17 protein-coding genes are annotated in these 21,138 nt (G+C 62.7%); 6 read left to right on the forward strand and 11 right to left on the reverse strand.

The window, feature by feature from the left end:
• Positions 1-426: 426 nt before the first annotated feature.
• From mnmE to rpmH, 5 genes are all read right to left on the reverse strand, one after another.
• Positions 427-1,827 (reverse strand): tRNA uridine-5-carboxymethylaminomethyl(34) synthesis GTPase MnmE, encoded by a 1,401-nt coding sequence (gene mnmE / locus AC07N6_RS12705; protein ID WP_494781618.1) that lies wholly within the window; start codon positions 1,825-1,827, stop codon positions 427-429.
• A 185-nt stretch (positions 1,828-2,012) separates the two neighbouring features.
• Positions 2,013-3,707 carry a membrane protein insertase YidC gene (yidC, locus tag AC07N6_RS12710; RefSeq protein WP_494781617.1) on the reverse strand — a complete coding sequence of 565 codons (1,695 nt, stop codon included), beginning with the start codon at positions 3,705-3,707 and terminating at the stop codon, positions 2,013-2,015.
• Between the two features lie 16 nt (positions 3,708-3,723).
• Positions 3,724-4,071, reverse strand: a complete 348-nt coding sequence (gene yidD, locus AC07N6_RS12715; protein WP_494781616.1) for a membrane protein insertion efficiency factor YidD — start codon at positions 4,069-4,071, stop codon at positions 3,724-3,726.
• Positions 4,072-4,084: 13 nt separating this feature from the next.
• Positions 4,085-4,486 (reverse strand): ribonuclease P protein component, encoded by a 402-nt coding sequence (gene rnpA, locus AC07N6_RS12720; protein ID WP_494781615.1) that lies wholly within the window; start codon positions 4,484-4,486, stop codon positions 4,085-4,087.
• A gap of 27 nt (positions 4,487-4,513) precedes the next feature.
• Positions 4,514-4,651 (reverse strand): 50S ribosomal protein L34, encoded by a 138-nt coding sequence (gene rpmH / locus AC07N6_RS12725; protein WP_006461360.1) that lies wholly within the window; start codon positions 4,649-4,651, stop codon positions 4,514-4,516.
• A 577-nt stretch (positions 4,652-5,228) separates the two neighbouring features.
• Here rpmH and AC07N6_RS12730 point away from each other — a divergent pair.
• The 5 genes from AC07N6_RS12730 (at position 5,229) to AC07N6_RS12750 (ending at position 11,637) form a co-directional block, all read left to right on the forward strand.
• The gene (locus tag AC07N6_RS12730; protein WP_494781614.1) at positions 5,229-5,453 is read left to right on the forward strand and encodes a hypothetical protein; all 225 of its coding nucleotides are present in this window, start codon (positions 5,229-5,231) and stop codon (positions 5,451-5,453) included.
• A gap of 626 nt (positions 5,454-6,079) precedes the next feature.
• Positions 6,080-8,002, forward strand: coding sequence for a PrkA family serine protein kinase (locus AC07N6_RS12735; protein WP_494781613.1), 1,923 nt, complete (start codon positions 6,080-6,082; stop codon positions 8,000-8,002).
• A 161-nt stretch (positions 8,003-8,163) separates the two neighbouring features.
• Positions 8,164-9,429 (forward strand): YeaH/YhbH family protein, encoded by a 1,266-nt coding sequence (locus AC07N6_RS12740; RefSeq protein WP_494781612.1) that lies wholly within the window; start codon positions 8,164-8,166, stop codon positions 9,427-9,429.
• Positions 9,426-10,955, forward strand: a complete 1,530-nt coding sequence (locus AC07N6_RS12745; protein WP_494781611.1) for a SpoVR family protein — start codon at positions 9,426-9,428, stop codon at positions 10,953-10,955. Before AC07N6_RS12740 ends, AC07N6_RS12745 begins: the two co-directional genes overlap by 4 nt.
• A 28-nt stretch (positions 10,956-10,983) precedes the next feature.
• Positions 10,984-11,637, forward strand: coding sequence for an LON peptidase substrate-binding domain-containing protein (locus AC07N6_RS12750; RefSeq protein ID WP_494781610.1), 654 nt, complete (start codon positions 10,984-10,986; stop codon positions 11,635-11,637).
• Between the two features lie 26 nt (positions 11,638-11,663).
• On the opposite strand, the gene AC07N6_RS12755 is transcribed toward AC07N6_RS12750, so the two are convergent.
• From AC07N6_RS12755 to metH, 4 genes are all read right to left on the reverse strand, one after another.
• A complete protein-coding gene (locus AC07N6_RS12755; RefSeq protein WP_494781609.1) occupies positions 11,664-12,353 on the reverse strand; it encodes a MarC family protein in 690 nt (229 codons plus the stop codon).
• Positions 12,354-12,475: 122 nt separating this feature from the next.
• The gene (locus tag AC07N6_RS12760; RefSeq protein ID WP_494781726.1) at positions 12,476-13,657 is read right to left on the reverse strand and encodes an MFS transporter; all 1,182 of its coding nucleotides are present in this window, start codon (positions 13,655-13,657) and stop codon (positions 12,476-12,478) included.
• Positions 13,658-13,919: 262 nt separating this feature from the next.
• The gene (locus tag AC07N6_RS12765; RefSeq protein ID WP_050467747.1) at positions 13,920-14,216 is read right to left on the reverse strand and encodes a WGR domain-containing protein; all 297 of its coding nucleotides are present in this window, start codon (positions 14,214-14,216) and stop codon (positions 13,920-13,922) included.
• A 52-nt stretch (positions 14,217-14,268) separates the two neighbouring features.
• On the reverse strand, positions 14,269-18,012 hold the full coding sequence (gene metH / locus AC07N6_RS12770; RefSeq protein WP_494781608.1) for a methionine synthase: 3,744 nt from the start codon (positions 18,010-18,012) through the stop codon (positions 14,269-14,271).
• A 196-nt stretch (positions 18,013-18,208) separates the two neighbouring features.
• Between metH and AC07N6_RS12775 the strand changes: the two genes are divergently transcribed.
• Positions 18,209-18,799 (forward strand): phosphorylase family protein, encoded by a 591-nt coding sequence (locus tag AC07N6_RS12775; RefSeq protein ID WP_494781607.1) that lies wholly within the window; start codon positions 18,209-18,211, stop codon positions 18,797-18,799.
• Positions 18,800-18,869: 70 nt separating this feature from the next.
• Here AC07N6_RS12775 and AC07N6_RS12780 read toward each other — a convergent pair whose 3' ends face one another.
• Together AC07N6_RS12780 and rocD are read right to left on the reverse strand one after the other, a co-directional pair.
• Positions 18,870-19,751 carry a dimethylarginine dimethylaminohydrolase family protein gene (locus tag AC07N6_RS12780; protein ID WP_494781606.1) on the reverse strand — a complete coding sequence of 294 codons (882 nt, stop codon included), beginning with the start codon at positions 19,749-19,751 and terminating at the stop codon, positions 18,870-18,872.
• Positions 19,748-20,986 (reverse strand): ornithine--oxo-acid transaminase, encoded by a 1,239-nt coding sequence (rocD, locus tag AC07N6_RS12785; protein ID WP_494781605.1) that lies wholly within the window; start codon positions 20,984-20,986, stop codon positions 19,748-19,750. Before rocD ends, AC07N6_RS12780 begins: the two co-directional genes overlap by 4 nt.
• Between the last annotated feature and the right edge of the window lie 152 nt (positions 20,987-21,138).

The following is a 21,138-nucleotide window of genomic DNA, read 5'->3' on the forward strand; positions in this document are numbered from 1 at the left end:
AAATGCCTGCCACAAAGGAAAAGGCAGAGACAAGGAAATGGCAATCAAGGAGCAAGAGCCCTACCCAAAAAGGGAAAAGGCCACCAGCGCCTCGGACGGACTTAGAGCCGCTAACAAAACGCTGCTGGCAAGGCGCGCCGACGCAGACAGTACGAAGGTACGGCAAGGAGGTGCAACGCGGCCAGCGGCGTTTTGTTAGCGGCTCTTATACCACCAGATTTGCCGACGGCGCCAAGCTGTCGATGCAGTCCGACTATGCCGGCAACATCTCTCGCTGCTGCTCGGCGTATTCCGCTCGGTTGTAGACGCCGCGCACACCGCCGATGGTGTGGTTCAGCGCTTTCCCCACCACGTCCGAAGACCGGCGGCAAAGGGCTTGGTCAGGGCTACATCAGCAGACATCAGTGTATGTCCTTGGGCATCAAATCACTTACCAATACAGAACCGCGAAAAAATCACCCCCAGCAAATCATCCGGCGTGAACTTGCCGGTGATGCTCGACAATCGCTCCTGCGCCAGGCGCAGCTCTTCCGCGAACAGGTCCAGCGCATGCTCGCCCGCCTCGTTGTCGAGCGCGGCGTGGGCGGCGGCGTGCGCCAAATGCTCATCGGCCGCCTTCAGCGCCAGCAGATGGCGTTCGCGCGCGAGATAGCGCGACTCCACCGTCTGTTGCCAGCCGGCGATGCGCAGCAGTTCCGCGCGCAGCATGTCCACGCCCTGCCCTTCCGCTGCGGAAATATAGACGTGCGTCGCGTCCGGCATCTGGTCCACCGCGGCCTTGTGGCCGGAGCGGTCGATCTTGTTCCAGATACGGACGATGGGCACGCCTTCGGGGAAGCGCGACGTGATCTTCTCGTCTTCCAGCGTGGGGCCGAGGTCGGCGTCGAGCATGTGCAGGATGACGTCGGCCTTGGCCACTTCGGCCCAGGTGCGCTCGATGCCGATGCGCTCGACTTCATCGGGACCGCTGCCGTCGTCACTTGCCTCGCGGATGCCGGCGGTGTCGATGATGTTGAGCGGCATGCCTTCGATCAGGATGGTCTGCGTGACCTTGTCGCGGGTGGTGCCGGCGATGGGCGTGACGATGGCCACATCCGAGCCGGCCAGCGCGTTGAGCAGCGACGACTTGCCCACATTTGGCTTGCCGGCCAGCACGGCATTCAAGCCGTCACGCAACAGCGCGCCCTGGGCGGCGTGCTTGAACACGTCTTCCAGGGTCGCGCGGATTCTTGCCAGTTGGCCGCGCGCGTCGGATTGCTTGAGGAAATCGATTTCCTCTTCCGGGAAGTCGAGCGTGGCTTCCACCAACATGCGCAAACTGGTGACCTGCTCCACCAGTTCATGGATGACCTTGGAGAACGCGCCGCTCAGGGATTCTGAGGCCGACTTGGCGGCCGCTTCGGTGGTGGCCTCGATCAGGTCGGCGACAGCTTCGGCCTGGGCCAGGTCGATCTTGTCGTTGAGGAAGGCGCGCTGGGTGAACTCGCCCGGCTCGGCCAGGCGCAAACCGATCTCGGCGCCGGCTTCCAGGCAACGCGCCAGCAGCATCTGCATCACCACCGGGCCGCCATGGCCCTGCAGTTCCAGCACGTCTTCGCCGGTGTAGGAATGCGGCGCCGGGAAGTGGATCGCCAGGCCCTGGTCGATCGGGCTGCCGTCGGCGCGGCGGAACGGCAAATAGGTGGCATGGCGCGGCGCCAGGCGCTCGCGGCCGCACAGCGCGGCGATCACCGGCGCCAGGTCCTTGCCGGAAATGCGGACCACGCCGATGCCGCCGCGTCCGGGCGCGGTGGCAATGGCGGCGATGGGGGAAGAATCGAAAGTCATCGTGTGAGTCATTTATTGTAGTAGTGGCTTGTTGCGGTGCCGCCCTTCCTTGGAACAAGTTCTTAAACCCGGCACAGCCACAATGTTAAGGCCTGTGTAGATTTGCGACCGAAAAAAAACCCGTGAATTTCCACGGGTTTTTTCAGGATCAGTCCCGGCGCACCGGGACTGGCGCAACGATCCGATTACTTGGTCTTGCCTTTTTCGATGTTCTTGGTGATCACCCATTGCTGCGCGATCGACAGGATGTTGTTCGTCACCCAGTACAGCACCAGGCCGGACGGGAAGAAGAAGAACATGAACGAGAACACCAGCGGCATGAACATCATGACCTTGGCCTGGACCGGGTCCGGCGGCGTCGGGTTCAGCTTGGTCTGCAGGAACATCGAAGCCGCCATGATGATCGGCAACAGGCCGACCGGCATGTTGAAGTAGGGGATGGTGCCGAACAGTGTGTCCGGGGCGGTCAGGTCATGGATCCAGCCCAGCCACGGCGCGCCGCGCATTTCGACCGACGCCAGCAGCACCCAGTACAGCGAGATGAACACCGGGATCTGGATCGCGATGGGCAGGCAGCCGCCCAGCGGGTTGATCTTCTCGGTCTTGTACATCGCCATCATTTCGCGGTTCATGGCCTGCGGATCGCCCTTGTGGCGTTCGCGGATGGCCTGCATGCGCGGCGAAACCGCCTTCATCTTGGCCATGCTGCGGTACGAAGCGGCCGACAGCGGGAAGAAGATCAGCTTGATCAGCACGGTCAGCAGGATGATGGTCCAGCCCCAGTTGCCGACCAGCGCGTGGATGTGCGTCATCAGCCAGAAGATGGGCTTGGCGATCAGGGTCAGCCAGCCATAATCCTTGACCAGATCCAGGCCGGGCGCCACCGCCTCCAGCACCTTCGACTCTTGCGGACCGGAGTACAGGTGCGCATCCATGGTCACCGAAGCGCCAGGGGCCACGGTGCCCAGCGGCAGGATGGTGCCGACCGCGTACAGGTTGGTGGCGACCTTCTTGGTGAAGATGTCGCGCTGCACCTGCTGCGGCGGGATGAAGGCCGAGACGAAGTAGTGCTGCACCAGCGCGATCCAGCCGTTGTCGGCCTTGGCGGCGTGCTCGGCCTTGCCTTCTTCGATCTTCTCGAAGGTCATCTTCTGGAACTTGCTGGCGTCGGTGTAGACGGCCGGACCGGTAAAGGTGCTGTAGAAGTGCGACTCGCCGCCCGGCTTGTTGCCGTCGCGCAGCAGTTGCAGGTACAGCGAAGGATTGATCGCCGCGCCGCTGTCGTTGGTGACGGTGTGCTTGAGGTCGATCAGGTAGCTGTCGCGCTTGAAGGTGTAGGTCTTGGTCAGCTTGACGCCGTCTTGCTCGGATTCCAGCACCAGTTGCACTTCGTTGCCGTTGTCCAGGGTGCGCGCACCCGGCTTGGCGACAAACAGCGACTTGTGGTTGGGGAAGGGGCCGCCGATCAGGCCGGTTTCAGCCAGGTAGGTGTGGGCGGCGCCCGAGTCGAACAGCACCAGGTTCTTGCTCGGATCGACCACGTCGCGCTGCTTGAGCAGCTCCAGGCGCTTGAGCTCGCCGCCCAGGGTGCCGATGTCGGCCTTGACCACGTCGGTGGTGATGGTGATGGTTTCGCCCTTGCCGACCGGCGCGGCGGACGCGTCGGCGGGAACCGCGGCGGGCGCCGATGTGCCGGCCTGCGGCACCGGCGAGCCGGACGGGCTGGCGACCGGGGCGGCAGGATTGGCGGCCTGCTCCTGAGTCTGGTTCGCCGATGGGAAGAACATCGACTGATGTCCGTTATGGCGCATCCAGCTATCCCAGAGCAGCAGCAAAGAGAAGGAGAATACAACCCACAGGACGGTACGTTTGATATCCATATGCGTATTGGTTAGTTCAGGAGTGATTGCAACCGTCAGCGGCCACAGCAGGGGGAACTCGCGCCGCGCTGCTCTGCGGCGAAGAACGTTGGGAAATCAGGGGAGCGTCAATTGCAGCCTTGCCGTCGCCCGGATCATCGGCGGCGCCGGGCGAACCGGGAACAGGATCGAGGCCGCCGGGATGCCAGGGATGGCATTTGCACAAGCGCTTGCCCGCCAGCAAACTGCCTTTGAGCGCGCCATGCAGGCGCACCGCCTCGGCCGCATAGTCGGAACAGCTGGGATAAAAACGGCAATTCTGCCCGAGAAAAGGGCTCACTCCCAGCTTGTAGGCGCGTAACAGCAGGAGCAAAGGCGTTTTCATCACTTCCGGCTTCCTATTTCCTGGCAAACGCTGGCGCGTTCGGCAAAAAGGCGAACAACTGCGCCAGCTCGGCCCGCAAGGCGGCCTTGAGCGCCGAATTGGTTGCCGCATCGCGTTTGGCGTTCACAGGCCGGGACAGGCGCACGATACAGTCGACAGCCGGCAAGGAAGCCTGGCGGAACAGTTCCCGCGTGGCGCGCTTGATCGTATTGCGCGTCACCGCGCGCGGCGCAAAACGCTTGGCCGCCACCACACCCAGGCGGGCATGCGGCAAGTTGTTGCGGCGCGCGTACAACACGAAATGCTCCGTACGATGGACGGGGCGCAAACGAAAAACGGATGAAAACTCATCCGTTTTAACGATTCGCCGATCGCGTGGGAAAAGCGTAGAGAGCGTAGGAAGTACGTCCGTCACGCGATGCAGCAGCGCTGTCGCGGCTTGTTAAACAGCAGCCAGACGCTTGCGGCCCTTGGCGCGGCGAGCGTTGATGACGGCGCGGCCGCCACGGGTTGCCATACGAGCGCGGAAACCGTGGGTACGCTTGCGACGCACGACGGAAGGTTGGTAAGTACGTTTCATGTTGGACTCGCTTAGTTGGGATGCTTATTCAGCAAACAGCAAAAATAAATCGGAATTCTGGAACCGCTTTCAATGTGCCTGTTCCGTATCACCGATGCCCTGCTGTCCGTTGCCCCGGCAGCCCCGCATCGCTGACACCATTTGTCGGCCCCTCTTCGTCCGCGTGTCTTCTTGTCTTTATACGTAGGTATTCCGACTAGTTGAAAGCTGAAAGAGCACTGCGACGGCACCGTGCGCAATTCTTCAGATGGTGAACCCTGAATTAGACTGCATTTTCCATTTACCTGTCAATGACTTATCTGCTTTTGGACGCATCACGATCGCCAGGCACGCAGCTTCTGCCATGCCGGCGTGGCGGATTTGCCAAACGGGCAATGACCAGCATGGAAATGTTTCCCGTATGACATTGTTTTTATGGATACCCTCCTGCGCACGAAAATGATGCATCCGGGAAAGACAATCGCACGCAATGCGCCCGGCGCCCAAACACCGATCGTTCAATATGCTCTAAAAGATTTAGCGCGCGCGGCCTCCCCTCCCCATCCATTTTCTCAAATCCCCAGATTGCGAAACGGCATTGTTAGCGCGCAACCGCATCCATGCGCCGCATATCGACATGCAAAAAAAACCGATGCTCACGAAGTCTTGCGGCTGGCCGGCGCTGCGGAGATGGCAAATGAGGCTCAGCAGCAACACTTGGCGAACACCTCCTGCCGCAGTTACAAAAAAGGCCGCGCTGCCGCGCAGCGAAGAGAACATCGCCCAGGCTGCGGCCGACGACATTGCCGCGCCGCGCAACTGAACCGAGAGAACGGCTGCGCCCCGGACCTCGCGGCGCGGCATGCCGCTGCGCGCACAAGAAGTTTTCCCCAGCTGGCACGATTCCAGCTATAACTGAGGCGAGGGATGCGCACGCGCTTGAGCCGCGCAAGAGACGGGCAAAGCACATGCGGCCGGGAGGCGCAGCCGTGGCAGGCCGGCACTTCCGTTGCCACGCTGTTTTCCCATATTGGCGGTCAGGTTTTTCCTGGCGGCGTGGTGCGCAAAAATAGCGCACCGTGACGTCAACCGCCGCGCCTTGCTGCACATTGAAAGAGCATGGGAAAAGGGGATCCATCGCGCACTCGGCCGGCATGCCGGCAACCCATTTCTGCAAGAAGGGATGCAAAACGCCAGGTGTTTTGCGCTACGCGAAAATAAATCCGGCCTATGCTGAAACAAAGCCAATACGATTCGATCAGTAGCAGAAAGAGAAAAGGAATAGAATAAAAACCGAGGTCTCTCGCATCGCGCTGTCGATGCTACGGCTTTCAAAGAACACTTCGGCAATGGCGCCTTCCCGAGCCACCGACGCGTTCTTCGATAACCGCAGATGGCAAGTCCAAACATATGAATCTGTTTCGTATTTTCTGAAGCGACGGAGGTGGTATGGATATCTACAGCAGCTTTGCAAGCCGGTTCGACAAGACCAGAGAAGAAGAATGTTCGCTTGAAGAGTATCTGAATCTGTGCAAGAACGATCCGGCGGTGTATGCATCTGCTGCCGAACGGATGCTGATGGCCATCGGCGAACCGGGAAAGGTCGACACCCGGGAAGACCCGCTGCTCTCGCGCATCTTTGCCAACAAGGTGATCAAGGTCTATCCCGCCTTCAGGGAGTTCTACGGCGCCGAGGAGGTCATCGAGCAGGTGGTCGCCTATTTCCGCCATGCCGCGCAAGGGCTGGAAGAGAAAAAGCAGATTCTCTACCTGCTGGGGCCGGTCGGCGGCGGCAAGTCGTCCATCGCCGAGCGCCTCAAACAACTCATGGAACAGGTGCCCTTCTATTCCATCAAGGGTTCGCCGGTCAATGAATCGCCGCTCGGCCTGTTCGACTACGACGAGGACGGCGCCATCCTGGAAGAGCAGTACGGCATCCCGCGCCGCTATCTCAAGCCGATCCTGAGCCCATGGGCGGTCAAGCGCCTGCATGAGTACAACGGCGACATCCGCCAGTTCCGCGTGGTCAAGCGCTACCCGTCCATCCTGCGCCAGATCGCCATCTCCAAGACCGAGCCGGGCGACGAGAACAACCAGGACATCTCCACGCTGGTGGGCAAGGTCGACATCCGCAAGCTGGAGCAGTATTCGCAGGACGACGCCGACGCCTACAGCTACTCGGGCGGCCTGTGCCTGTCCAACCAGGGCCTGCTGGAATTCGTCGAAATGTTCAAGGCGCCGATCAAGGTGCTGCACCCGCTCCTGACCGCGACCCAGGAAGGCAACTTCAAGGGCACCGAAGGCTTCGGCGCGATCCCCTTCGACGGCGTGATCCTGGCCCACTCCAACGAATCGGAATGGAAAGCCTTCCGCAACAACAAGAACAACGAAGCGCTGCTGGATCGCATCTTCATCGTCAAGGTGCCGTATTGCCTGCGCGTGTCCGAAGAGATCAAGATCTACGAGAAACTGATCCGCACCTCTTCGCTGGCCAAGGCCACGTGCGCCCCCGGCACGCTGAAGATGATGGCGCAGTTCTCCATCCTGACGCGCCTGAAGGAACCGGAAAACTCCAGCCTGTTCTCCAAGATGCAGGTATATGACGGCGAGAACCTGAAAGACACCGACCCCAAGGCCAAGTCGTACCAGGAATACCGCGACTACGCCGGCGTCGACGAAGGCATGACCGGCATCTCGACGCGCTTCGCGTTCAAGATCCTCTCGCGCGTGTTCAACTTCGACACCACCGAGGTCGCAGCCAACCCGGTGCACCTGATGTATGTGCTGGAGCAGCAGATCGAACGCGAGCAGTTCCCGCAGGAGGCCGAGCAAAAATACCTGTCCTTCGTGAAGGACACGCTGGCCTCGCGCTACGCCGAATTCATCGGCAAGGAAATCCAGACCGCCTACCTGGAATCGTATTCGGAGTACGGCCAGAACGTGTTCGACCGCTACGTGACCTACGCCGACTTCTGGATCCAGGACCAGGAATATCGCGACCACGACACCGGCGAAAGCTTCGACCGCGCGGCCCTCAACGCCGAACTGGAAAAGATCGAGAAGCCGGCCGGCATCAGCAATCCGAAGGACTTCCGCAACGAGATCGTCAACTTCGTGCTGCGCGCGCGGGTCAACAACGGCGGCAAGAACCCGCTGTGGACCAGCTACGAAAAGCTGCGCGTGGTGATTGAAAAGAAGATGTTCTCCAACACCGAAGACCTGCTGCCGGTCATCTCCTTCAATGCCAAGGGCTCCACGGAAGAAATGCAAAAGCACGAAGACTTCGTCAACCGCATGGTCAGCAAGGGGTACACGCCCAAGCAGGTGCGCCTGCTGTGCGAATGGTATCTGCGCGTGCGCAAGTCGTCGTAAGCTGTACCGGCGAACGCACCGGTTCATCAACGGCCGGCGCATTCGCCAACACGCTCGGGCTGTCTGCCAAGACTGCCGCGACAGCCCGCCCGCTTGGAATCTGTCCACGCTCTCCTCGTGGAGAGCGTGGACAGATCCCTAGACCAGCAGGAGAACGGACAGTGCTGCATCAGATTATCGACCGTAGGCTAGCTGGCAAAAACAAGGGCATTGCCAACCGGGAGCGCTTCCTGCGGCGCTTTCGCGGGCATATCCAACGCTCGGTGGCGGATGCGATCCGCGACCGCAGCATCACCGATCTGGAACAATCCAAAAGCATCAGCATTCCGCGCAAGGATGTCTCGGAACCCTTCTTCCATCACGGCAAGGGCGGCCGGCGCGAAGCCGTGCATCCGGGCAACCAGGATTACCTGCAGGGCGACCGCATCCCGCGCCAAAACGGCGGCGGCGGTGAAGGTGGCAGCGCCGCCAGCAACGAAGGTGAAAGCGAGGATGACTTCACCTTCGAGCTTACGCGCGAAGAATTCATGCAGTATTTCTTCGAAGACCTGGAGCTGCCGCGGCTAGTGGAAACCAACCTGATGACGGTGCCCAACTGGAAGAACATGCGCGCCGGCTATTCGGTGGACGGTTCGCCCACCAACATCGACATCGTGCGCTCGTTGCGCAGCTCGCTGGGGCGGCGCATCGCGCTGGGGGCGCCGCTGCAGAACAGGCTGGAGGAGCTCGAGCAGCAGCTGGCCGAACTCAACCGCGATCCGAACGAACACCTGCCGGAAATCAAGTTGCTGGAGGAAGAGATCCACCATGTGCGCTCGCGCATCTGGCGCATCCCCTTCATCGACCCGTTCGACCTGCGCTACGTCAACCGGGTGCGCCAGCCGCAGCCGTCCAGCCGCGCCGTGATGTTCTGCGTGATGGACGTGTCGGGCTCGATGGACGAGCAGCGCAAGGATCTGTCCAAGCGCTTCTTCATCCTGCTGTACCTGTTCCTGACCCGCAATTACGAGCACATCGAGGTGGTGTTCATCCGCCACCACACGCGCGCCGACGAAGTCGACGAGGAAACCTTCTTCCATTCGCAGGAAAGCGGCGGCACCGTGGTCTCCAGCGCGCTGGAGCTGATGCACGACATCATCACCAAACGCTATCCTCCCAGCGAATGGAATATCTACGGCGCCCAGGCATCCGACGGCGACAACTGGAACGACGACTCCCCCAAGTGCCGCGAGCTCCTGGAAAACGCCATCCTGCCGCTGATGCGCTACTTCGCCTATATCCAGGTGGCCGAGCCGGAGCAAAACCTGTGGACCGAGTACCTGCAACTGATCGACTCGCACCCGCACTTCGCGATGAAGAAGGTGCAATCGGCTGCCGAGATCTATCCGGTGTTCCGCGAACTCTTTGAAAAACAGGTGCACGCATGAACAGCCGCTTCAAGTACGATCCGCTGCCCTGCCCGTCGGACTGGACCTTCGACCTGATCGAACGCTACAACGACGAGATCGCCCGCGTGGCGGCGGGATACCAGCTGGACATCTACCCGATCCAGCTGGAGATCATCTCGGCCGAGCAGATGATGGATGCCTACGCCTCGCACGGCATGCCGGTGAACTACCGGCACTGGTCCTACGGCAAGCATTTCATGCTGACCGAACGCGACTACAAGCGCGGCCAGATGGGCTTGGCCTACGAGATCGTGATCAACTCCGATCCCTGCATCGCCTACCTGATGGAAGAAAACACGATGACCATGCAGGCGCTGGTCATCGCGCATGCGGCCTATGGCCACAATTCCTTTTTCAAGGGCAACTACCTGTTCCAGCTGTGGACCGACGCCAGCGCCATCATCGACTACCTGGTATACGCCCGCAACTACATCGCCGAATGCGAGGAACGGCATGGTTTCGAGCGGGTCGAGGAATTGCTGGACTCCTGCCATGCCCTGATGAACTACGGCGTGGACCGCTACAAACGCCCGCAACGGCTGTCGCTATCCCAGGAACGGGCGCGCCAGCGCGAACGCGAGACCTACCTGCAGTCGCAGGTCAATGAATTGTGGCGCACCCTGCCGGCCAAGAAGGAAGCGGCCGCCGCGCTGGTCGAAGACCGCTTCCCGCCGGAGCCGCAGGAGAACCTGCTGTATTTCGCCGAAAAGAACGCGCCGCTGCTGGAACCGTGGGAGCGCGAAGTGGTGCGCATCGTGCGCAAGGTCGGCCAGTATTTCTATCCGCAGCGCCAGACCCAGGTGATGAACGAAGGCTGGGCCACGTTCTGGCATTACACGCTGTTGAACACGCTGTACGACCAGGGCCGGCTGACCGACGGCTTCATGATGGAGTTCCTGCATTCGCACAGCAACGTGGTATTCCAGCCGCCCATCACCAAGCCCTATTACAACGGCATCAATCCGTATGCGCTGGGCTTTTCGATGATGAGCGACATCCGCCGCATCTGCGAAGACCCGACCAATGAAGACCGCGAATGGTTTCCCGACATCGCCGGGCGCGACTGGCTGGAAACCCTGCATCACGTGATGCGCAATTTCAAGGACGAGAGCTTCGTGGCGCAGTACCTGTCGCCCAAGCTGATGCGCGACATGCGCATGTTCGCGGTGCTCGACGACGAGGCCCGCAGCGAAATGGAAGTGTCGGCCATCCACAACGAACGCGGCTACCAGTACGTGCGCCAGGCGCTCTCGCGCCAGTACGACATCAACCACCGCGAGCCCAACATCCAGGTATGGTCGGTCAACACGCGCGGCAACCGCAGCCTGACGCTGCGCCATTTCCGCAGCGACGGCCGCTCGCTGGGCGAGAGCACCAACGAGGTGTTGCGCCACATGGCGCGGCTATGGCAATTCGATGTCTACCTGGAGAGCGTGGACGACAACGGCTACATCGTGCAGCGCTATGAATGCGTGGCGGAAAACCGGTATTCGCTGCGCACATGAACGCGCACGCCCCAGCACGAAACTGACCATGCCCGCCGTTCCCGCCACACCCCGACCGCCGATTTCGGCACAGACCATCCCGCTGTTTCCGCTGGCCAGCACGCTGTTTCCCGATGGCCGCCTGCCCTTGCAGATCTTCGAGGTGCGCTACCTCGACATGATCGGCAAATGCATTGCCGAAGGCAGCAGTTTCGGCGTGGTGGCGTTGACGGAAGGTTCGGAAGTGCGCCGGCCGGGCCACATGGAACGTTTCGTCGGCGTCGGTACGGTCGCCAGCATCAACGAATGGTCCACTCCCTCGGTGGGCCTGATGCGCATCGCCTGCAGCGGCGCCGCGCGCTTTCGCATCTTGCAGGCGGAGCAGCAAAAACATGGGCTATGGACGGCCGAGGTGGAGATGCTGGAAGCCGACCATGCGGTGGCCATCCCCGAGGAACTGATGAACACCTCGCAAGCGCTGGAGCATCTGCTGCAATCGGTGATGCGCCAGGGCTTGCCGGAGAGCGAGGTGCCGATCGCCATGCCGTTCAAGCTGAACGATTGCGGCTGGGTCGCCAACCGTTGGGCCGAGATGATGCCGGTGCCGGTCGAGATCAAGCAAACGCTGCTGGCGCTGGACAATCCGCTGGTGCGGCTGGAACTGGTGCAAGACGCGCTGGATGAACTGGGCTGGCTGAAATAAGCGGCCATCGGCCCTGCAACAGATTCTCAGGGCGCCACGCCGCTGATGCCCGCCTCCGCCAGCAAGGCCGCCATGCCCGACCAGAAGATCTGGATGCCGATGCACAGCAAGATGAACGCCGACAGGCGCAATACCACCATCGTCCCCAGGCGCCCCATCAGGCTCACCAGCTTTTGCGCATAGTTGTAGCACAGGAAAATCGCCAGCGCGGTCAGCGCCGCGCCGAAGGCCGCGCTCCCTACCGAAATCACCCAGTCCAGCAAGCGCGTGGGCGTGTTCGCGCCCAGCGTGATCGATGCCGCGATGGTTCCTGGCCCGACGGTCAATGGAAAACTCATCGGGTAGAAACTGCGGGCCTTGATTTCCTCGTCCGGCAAGTCTTCGTCGTAGCTCTTGGCGACCTGATTGGGGATGGACGAGTCCTGGCTGTTATTGGAGAGCAGTTTCCAGCCCGATGCCGCCACCAGCAAGCCGCCGCCGACACGCACGATGGGCAGCGAGATGCCGAAGAACGTCAGCACGTGCGAACCGATGAAAATCGCCCCCACCAGCATGAACCAGCAATTGATCGCCACCTGACGCGCAATCTTCTTTTCCGTCTTGCGGCTGACATTGCCCAGCAGGTTGGCGAACACCGGGGCGATGCCAAGCGGGTTCAGGATCGGCAGCAGCGTGACCGGGATCAGGATGGCCGCTTTGAGGAACAGGATCAGCATGCTGGGCGCAGGAAGGGTGGCAAATCGTTATAGGAATGGCGTGGATTTCCCGCCGCCCACAAGCGTAGCGGAAAGCCGCTCCGCTGCCAACCGTGGCGGCGCGCCTCCCCCTTGAGTCTCGCTCAGGCCGTCTTCAGGCGCGCGCCGCGCACCCGCATGAGCAACAGGAATGCGATGGAAAGGTTGACCAGGTTCCAGCCTATGCCATTGGCAAACGCCGCGTGGTAGGAGCCGGTGAGGTCGAAGATCTTGCCCGACATCCAGCCCCCCAGCGCCATGCCGAACATGGTGCACATGATGACCGCCCCCACGCGCTGGCCGGCCTCGGCCGCCGGGAAATACTCGCGCACGATGATCGCGTAGGATGGCACGATGCCGCCCTGGAACAGGCCGAACAGCGCCGAGATCACGTACAGCGACGCCAGTCCGTCGAACGGCAGGAACAGTAGCAGCGACAGGCATTGCAAGACCGAACCCAGCAGCAGCGTGCGCAGGCCGCCGATACGGTCGCAAATGGCGCCCGACACCAGCCGGCTGACCACCCCGCAGGCCAGCATCAACGACAGCATCTGCGCGCCGCGCGCGGGACCGTAGCCGAGGTCGCCGCAATAGGCCACGATATGCACCTGCGGCATGGCCATCGCCACGCAACAGGCCACGCCGGCCACGCACAGCAGCAGTTGCGCCTGGCCGGTGGCAAGGCCGAAGGGGCGGTTGCCGGCGCCGGCGCGCGCGGCATGGGCGCCCGCCGCCAGCGCCGGCGGGCGGGCACGCATCAGCAAGGCCAGCGCGCACATGACGACGGCGCAGATGATGCCCAACCCGATATAGGTTTGTCGCCAGCCCACCGCGCCGACAAAATGCTGGACGATCGGCGGCCAGATCGCGCCGCCCAGGTAATTGCCGCTGGCGCATACCGCCACCGCGATGCCGCGCCGCTTGAGGAACCACAAGGAGGTATCAGCCACCAGCGGCGAAAAGGTCGCCGACGTGCCGAGCAGGCCGATCAGGATACAGTGCGCCGCCATGAAGGCCCAGATGTTGGGCGCCAGCGCCGCCGCGACAAACCCGCCGCCGAGACAGGCGCCGCCCAGCATCAGCGGTACGGTGATGCCGGCCTTGTCGGCCAGGCGCCCCATCATCACGCCGCCGACGCCCACCCCCAGCATCGTCAGCGTGTAAGGCAACGAGGCCATGCCGCGCTCGACGCCGAAATCGGCCTGCACCTCCGGCAACACCACCGCCACCACATACATGCCGCTGGCGCCGACGATCATCAGGATCAGCGTGATGAAAAGCCGCATGGCGGCGTAAGACGAGTCGACCTGATGCGGGCCTGCGGCCTGGATCGATGGGCTGGAATCCACTGTTTGTCTCCGTATTCTTATAGTGAAGATGAGGCCGGCGCGCTTGTGGTTTTTTATCGCGTCGACATCATGCCGCGCAGGCGGCGGCGTGCGCTGCACAGACTAACACGGCGGCATTTTGGCTGCAGGCGAGGCTGACGAGGCGCAAAAACAAAGGCCGCCCAACGGACGGCCTTGGCCAGAACCTGACGGCAAAGCGTTACAACCAATGCGAGCGCACGTGATAAGGATGCACCTGGTCATAACCGTTGCGCTCTTTCTTCTGCGCGATCTTCTGCAGCATCAGCAGGCCCGCCTCATGGCCGTCGACCACGATGCGCTTGCCGCCGCCGCGCTGCATCTGGGTACCGCCCCAGGTCTGGGTCAAAATCCAGTCGCCCAGCAAGTCCTGGCCGAGGTCTACCGTGAAGGTGCTGCGCGAGGCGTCGGAAAAGTGCAGGCGCGTGGCTCCGGTCACGGGCAGCGGATGGGTGGCGTTGTCGGCGGAATCGATCATGGCGCAGGATGATAGCAGGACGGTATACGAATTCAATAGCGCATTCAGGTTCTTAGAGATTGGGCGCCAGCCAGCGCTCGATCTCTTCCTTGGGCACGCCGCGCCGTTGGGCCATGTCTTCCACCTGGTCTTCGCCGATCTTGCCGACCACGAAGTACTTGGACTGCGGATGCGCGAAGTAGAAGCCCGACACCGCCGCGCCCGGGAACATGGCATATGACTCGGTGAGCTGCATGCCAATTTCCTCGCATTGCATGACGCGGAAAGCATCGGCCTTGACCGTATGCTCCGGGCAGGCCGGATAACCCGGCGCCGGGCGGATGCCGAGGTATTGTTCCTTGATCAGCGCGGCGTTGCTCAGCGATTCGTCCGGCACATAGCCCCACAGATCCTTGCGCACGCGCTCGTGCAGGTATTCGGCAAAGGCTTCGGCCAGGCGGTCGGCCAGGGCCTTGAGCATGATCGAGGAATAGTCGTCATGGGCGTCCTCGAAACGCTTCTCGTGCTTCTCGATGCCCAAACCGGCCGTCACGGCGAACATGCCGATGTAATCGGCAATGCCCGAGTCCTTGGGCGCGATGAAGTCCGACAGGCACTGGTTGGGGCGCGCCACGCCATCCACCACCGGCTTCTCGGTCTGCTGGCGCGTGCCATAGTAGGTGAAGGCGACCTGGCTGCGCGAATCGTCGGTGTAGATTTCGATATCGTCGTCGTTGACGGTATTGGCCGGCAGCAGCGCCACCACGCCGTTGGCGGTCAGCCAGCGGCCATCGACGATCTTCTTGAGCATGGCCTGGGCTTCCTCGAATACCTTGGAAGCCGCTTCGCCCACCACGTCATCCTTGAGGATGGCCGGGTAAGGGCCGGCCAGGTCCCAGGTCTGGAAGAACGGGCCCCAGTCGATATAGTTGGCCAGCATTCCCAGGTCGACGTTCTTGAACACCCGGCGGCCGATGAACTTGGGCTTGACCGGCGCGAAATCCAGCCTGGTCTTGTTGGCGCGCGCGGCCGCCAGCGCCAGCATCGGCGCCGCCTTCTTGTTGGCGTGCTGCTCGCGGATGCGCTCGTAGTCGGCATTGATATCGGCGATGTACTGGTCCTTCTGCTCGGGCGTGAGCAGCGACTGCGCCACCGACACCGCACGCGAGGCGTCCGGCACGTAGACCACCGGGCCTTCGTAGTTCGGTGCGATCTTGACCGCGGTATGCGCGCGCGAAGTGGTGGCGCCGCCGATCAGCAGCGGCATCTTCACGCCGCTGAAATACGGGTCGCGCTGCATTTCCTTGGCGACGTAGGCCATCTCTTCCAGCGACGGCGTGATCAGGCCGGACAGGCCGATGATGTCGGCATTCTCTTCCTTGGCCTTGGCCAGGATCTGCGAGCACGGCACCATCACGCCCATGTTCACCACCTCGAAGTTGTTGCACTGGAGGACCACGGTGACGATGTTCTTGCCGATGTCGTGCACGTCGCCCTTGACGGTGGCGATCACGATCTTGCCCTTGGGCTTGGCCACCACGCCGGTCTCGATCTCCTGCAGGCGCTTCTCTTCCTCGATGAAGGGGACCAGGTGGGCCACCGCCTGCTTCATCACGCGCGCCGACTTCACCACCTGCGGCAGGAACATCTTGCCCTGGCCGAACAGGTCGCCGACCACGTTCATGCCGTCCATCAGCGGGCCTTCGATCACGTGGATCGGACGTCCGCCGGACTTGAGCAGGTTCTGGCGCGCTTCCTCGGTGTCTTCCACGATCCATTGCGTGATGCCGTGCACCAGCGCGTGCGACAGGCGCTTTTCCACCGACTCGGCACGCCACTCCAGCGTGGCCTCTTCCTTCTTGTCGCCGGCCTTGAGGGTGGCGGCGATCTCGATCATGCGTTCGGTGGCGTCCGGACGGCGGTTGAGCACCACATCCTCGACCGCCTCGCGCAATGCGGCCGGCAGGTCGTCGTAGACGCCGATCATGCCGGCATTGACGATGCCCATGGTCATGCCGGCCTTGATGGCGTGGTACAGGAACACCGTGTGGATCGCCTCGCGCGCCGGATCGTTGCCGCGGAAGCTGAAGGACACGTTGGACACGCCGCCGCTGATCTTGGCGTAGGGCAGGTTGTCGTGGATCCATTGGGTGGCTTCGATGAAGTCCACCGCGTAGTTGTTGTGCTCTTCGATGCCGGTGGCCACCGCGAAGATGTTGGGGTCGAAGATGATGTCTTCCGGCGGGAAGCCGACCTGGTCCACCAGCAGGCGATAGGCGCGCTCGCAGATCTCGATCTTGCGGGCGTAGGTGTCAGCCTGGCCGACCTCGTCGAAGGCCATCACGATCACGGCCGCGCCGTAGCGACGGCACAGCTTGGCTTCGTGCAGGAACTTGGCCTCGCCTTCCTTCATCGAGATGGAGTTGACGATGGACTTGCCCTGCACGCATTTCAGGCCGGCTTCGATGACTTCCCACTTGGAGGAGTCGATCATGATGGGCACGCGCGCGATATCCGGCTCGGAAGCGATCAGGTTCAGGAAGCGCGTCATGGCGGCGACCGAATCGAGCATCGCCTCGTCCATGTTGATGTCGATGATCTGCGCGCCGTTCTCGACCTGCTGGCGCGCCACGGCCAGCGCCTCGTCGTACTGTTCGTTCAGGATCAGGCGGGCGAAGGCCTTGGAACCGGTGACGTTGGTGCGCTCGCCGACGTTGACGAACAGCGATTGGTCATTGATGGTGAACGGTTCCAGGCCCGACAGGCGCATCTCGTGCGTGGTCTCGGGGATCTTGCGCGGGGCGATCGAGGCCACCGTCTCGGCGATCGCCTTGATGTGCGGCGGCGTGGTGCCGCAGCAGCCGCCGGCGACGTTGACGAAGCCGCTTTCGGCGAACTCCTTCAACAGCGCCGAGGTGACGTCCGGCGTCTCGTCGAAGCCGGTGTCGCTCATCGGGTTGGGCAGGCCGGCGTTGGGATAGATGCAGACGTAGGTGTCGGCGATGCGCGACAATTCTTCCGCATACGGGCGCATCAGCGCCGCGCCCAGCGCGCAGTTCAGGCCCACCGTCAGCGGGCGCGCATGGCGGATCGAGTTCCAGAACGCGGTCACGGTCTGGCCCGAGAGGATACGGCCGGAGGCGTCCGTCACGGTGCCGGAGATCATGATCGGCAGACGCTTGCCGGATTCTTCGAAGAAGGTGTCGATGGCGAACAGCGCGGCCTTGCAGTTCAACGTGTCGAAAATGGTTTCGACCAGCAGCACGTCGGCGCCGCCCTCGACCAGCGCGCGGGTCTGCTCCAGGTACGAGACCACCAATTGGTCGAAGTTGACGTTGCGCGCGGCCGGGTCATTGACGTCCGGCGAGATCGAGGCGGTCTTGGGCGTGGGGCCGAGGGCGCCGGCCACGAACCGCGGCTTGTCGGGCGTCGAATACTTGTCGCAGGCGGCGCGCGCGAGCTGGGCCGACTTCAGGTTCATCTCGTAGACGAGATGGGCCATGTGGTAATCGTCCTGGGCCACGCCGGTGGCGCCGAAGGTATTGGTCTCGATCAGGTCGGCGCCGGCCGCCAGGTACTGCTCGTGGATTTCCTGGATGATGTGCGGCTGGGTCAGCGACAGCAGCTCGTTGTTGCCCTTGACGAACAGCTCCTTGCCGGGAACGCTGAAATCGGCGAAACGCTGGCCGCGGTAGTCTTCCTCGGTCAGCTTGTATTGCTGGATCATGGTGCCCATGGCGCCATCGAGGATCAGGATGCGCTTGGACATCAGGTCGCGCAACAGCAATTCGGTCTGGCAGAGTTCGTTCGGCTTCATCTGGCTGGTTCTCGGGTTCTCGTCTTGGGGCGGAAATGCGCCGTGCCCCGGCATCCGGGACAAAAAAACCGGCCGTCGCAGGGCCGGTTTTCTGGGCGAAAAATATTGTTAAATTATACGCCAAAGGGGCTATCCTTCCCCGGCAGCGGGCGCTTGCGCCCGGCAAGACCGCAACATTTCAAAATGACAATACCCCATGCTCTCCTCCCACAACCCGCACGCCCGCATCGTCATCCTCACCGCCCTGGAAAGCGAACTCAATGCCGCCGATGCGCCGCCGGGCGTGGAAGTGGTCTATTGCGGCGTCGGCAAGGTCAATGCCGCCCTGCACACGGCCCAGCGCATACTGGCCGGCAAACCCGAACTGGTGATCAACTTCGGCACCGCCGGCAAGATCGATCCGCTGCATGACGGCCTGCTGGAAGTGGCCGCCGTGGTCCAGCGCGACATGCTGGCCATGCCGCTGGCGCCGCGCGGGGTAACGCCGCTGGTGAACGCGGCTGAACAGCCGGCGCGGCTGGAATCGGGCTATCCGGGAGTCGTGTGCGGCACCGGCGACAGCTTCGTCACCGCCGCCGACGACTGGCTGCTGCGGGAAAAGATCGACCTGGTGGACATGGAACTGTTCGCCATCGCCCGCGTATGCCGTCACTTCGGCGTGCCCTGGCGCGCCTTCAAGTTCATCACCGACGGCGCCGACGACGATTCGGCCAGCGACTGGCAAGACAAAGTGCACCTGGGCGCGGCGCTGTTCTGGCGCCACCTGCCGCAAGTGGTCGGCCAATAAGAGCCACTCACAGAACAAGGCCCGCAATCTGGCGACTGCGGGCCTTGCTGTTTTGACGCGCGGCAGCCGCTCAGGCCGACAATCTGGCTGCCCCCTCCTCCAGGAGGCCGGCATTGGCCGCGCGCCGGCGCGGTTCCGTCAGCTTGAGGGTCAGGCACTTGGCGGCGCCGCCGGCCTTCATGAATTCGGACAACGGCGTCTCATGCACCGTGAACCCCTTGTCCTCCAGCTCCGCGCGCAATGGCGGCGAGGCCCGATTCATGAATACATGGCGGCCGGCATTGACGGTATTGCAGGCGAAATCCAGCGCATCCTGCTCGCCGACGACGATGCGCCGTTGCTGCGGCACCCGGCAGGCGATCGCCTTTTGCGAAGCGGCATCGAACGCGGCCGGGTAGTACATCACATAGCCTCCCTCGAGCGGGCAGAAGCAGGTATCCAGATGATAGAAGCGCGGGTCGGCCAGTTGCAGCGACTGCACTTCGAGGTCCAGCCAGCCGGCGATCAGCGGCGCCGCCAGCACGTCGGTGCGATGGCCGTAACCCATCCACAGCAGTTCGGACTGCCGATCCAGCAAGGCGTCGCCGGCGCCTTCGAAGGCGACCGCGTCGGGCATGCGCAGCACGCGCAAGCCCTGTTCCCCGAACCAGCCGGCGAAATGCGCCTCCTCCCCCTGGCGCTCGGCATGGCGAAAACGCGACAGCACCACCTTGTCCTCCAGCACCAGGCCGCCGTTGGCGGTAAACACCATGTCCGGCAGGCCGGCGACGGATGGCATCTCGCGCACCTTGGCCACCTGCCCCAGGCCGTCGCGCAGCACCTGCCACTGCCGCGCGGCCAGCGCCCGGTCGCCATGGGCGACATTGCCTTCCATCCAGGGGTTGATCACATAGGACACTTCGAAGTGTCCTGGCGGGCACATCAGGAAGACCTCGTGGCGTTGCTGCTTCATGTTGATTCTCCTTGTGGTGGGGCCGGGATTTCATGGAAAACCTCGCCGATGGCGCGCAAGGCGGCATCGATCTGCTCATCGTCGATCACCAGCGGCGGCGCGAAGCGCACCACGGTCTCGTGGGTTTCCTTGGACAGGATGCCGTGCGCCATCAGGCGTTCGCAAAACGCCCGCGCGCCGATCAGCCGGGGGTCGAGGTCCATGCCGATCAGCAACCCCTTGCCGCGCACTTCGCGGATGGCCGGGTGGCCGATGGCGCGCAAGCCCTTGCGCAAACGCTCCCCGAGCCGCTCGGCATTGGCCGCCAGGGCGCCATCCTGCAGCAGTTCCAGCGCCTTGAAACCGACTGCCGCCGCCAGCGCATTGCCGCCGAAGGTGCTGCCATGGTCGCCCGGAGCAAACACATCCATCACCTCGCTCGATGCGAGGAACGCCGACACCGCCAACAAGCCGCCGCCGAGCGCCTTGCCCAGCACCAGGCCATCCGGCCGGACGCCTTCGTGGTCGCAGGCCAGCAGCTTGCCGGTGCGCCCCAGCCCGGTCTGCACTTCATCGCAGATCATCAGGACGCGATGGCGCGTGCAAATCTCGCGGCATTGCCGCAGGTAACCCTCGGGCGGCACGATAATGCCGCCCTCGCCCTGGATCGGTTCGACCAGGAAGGCTGCGGTATCGGGCGTGATGGCCGCTTCCAGTGCCGCGGCATCGCCGAACGGCACGCTGTCGAAACCGCCGTCGAAGGGGCCGAAGCCGTCACGGTACTGCGCCTCCGACGAGAAACCGACAATGGTGGTGGTGCGGCCGGCGAAGTTGCCGCGGCACACCACGATGCGCGCCCGGCCATCGGCCACGCCCTTGCGCTGATAGGCCCACTTGCGGGCGGCCTTGATGGCCGTCTCGACCGCCTCGGCGCCGCTGTTCATGGGCAGCGCGCGCTCCATGGCGGTCATCTCGCACAGGCGCTGCAGGAACAGCCCCAGCCGGTCGCTGTAGAAGGCGCGCGAAGTCACCGCCAGACGCTGCGCCTGCTGCGTCAGCACCTCCACCAGCGCGGCGTTGGCATGGCCGAAGCTGACGGCCGAATAGGCCGACATCATGTCCATGTAGCGATGGCCCTGGTCGTCCCATAGCCACACGCCGTGGCCGCGGCTGAGCACGACCGGCAGCGGCGCGTAGTTGTGCGCGCAGTAGCGTTGTTCCAATGCGATGTGCAGGTTACCGATGCGGGCGTTCATGTTGCCTCCCATGTACGTTGGCGCCGTCCTTGCGGCTGGATCCGCTCAGTACCGCCAACTCGCTGCATGGATACATGATAGTTTCAAAATAATGAAATTACTGTTCGTTTTTTCTACTTTAAATAATAAAATATGAACGATTCATTCTAAAA

This window comes from Herbaspirillum sp. GW821-FHT09A12 (assembly GCF_059418325.1).

Coding starts and splice junctions, on each gene's coding strand:
- AC07N6_RS12775 (WP_494781607.1), top strand. CDS start 18,209: ATGCTCTCCTCCCACAACCCGCACGCCCGCATCGTCATCCTCACCGCC.
- rocD (WP_494781605.1), bottom strand. CDS start 20,986: ATGAACGCCCGCATCGGTAACCTGCACATCGCATTGGAACAACGCTAC.
- AC07N6_RS12760 (WP_494781726.1), bottom strand. CDS start 13,657: ATGCGGCTTTTCATCACGCTGATCCTGATGATCGTCGGCGCCAGCGGC.
- yidC (WP_494781617.1), bottom strand. CDS start 3,707: ATGGATATCAAACGTACCGTCCTGTGGGTTGTATTCTCCTTCTCTTTG.
- AC07N6_RS12750 (WP_494781610.1), top strand. CDS start 10,984: ATGCCCGCCGTTCCCGCCACACCCCGACCGCCGATTTCGGCACAGACC.
- AC07N6_RS12780 (WP_494781606.1), bottom strand. CDS start 19,751: ATGAAGCAGCAACGCCACGAGGTCTTCCTGATGTGCCCGCCAGGACAC.
- AC07N6_RS12735 (WP_494781613.1), top strand. CDS start 6,080: ATGGATATCTACAGCAGCTTTGCAAGCCGGTTCGACAAGACCAGAGAA.
- metH (WP_494781608.1), bottom strand. CDS start 18,012: ATGAAGCCGAACGAACTCTGCCAGACCGAATTGCTGTTGCGCGACCTG.
- AC07N6_RS12755 (WP_494781609.1), bottom strand. CDS start 12,353: ATGCTGATCCTGTTCCTCAAAGCGGCCATCCTGATCCCGGTCACGCTG.
- mnmE (WP_494781618.1), bottom strand. CDS start 1,827: ATGACTTTCGATTCTTCCCCCATCGCCGCCATTGCCACCGCGCCCGGA.
- rpmH (WP_006461360.1), bottom strand. CDS start 4,651: ATGAAACGTACTTACCAACCTTCCGTCGTGCGTCGCAAGCGTACCCAC.
- yidD (WP_494781616.1), bottom strand. CDS start 4,071: ATGAAAACGCCTTTGCTCCTGCTGTTACGCGCCTACAAGCTGGGAGTG.
- AC07N6_RS12765 (WP_050467747.1), bottom strand. CDS start 14,216: ATGATCGATTCCGCCGACAACGCCACCCATCCGCTGCCCGTGACCGGA.
- AC07N6_RS12745 (WP_494781611.1), top strand. CDS start 9,426: ATGAACAGCCGCTTCAAGTACGATCCGCTGCCCTGCCCGTCGGACTGG.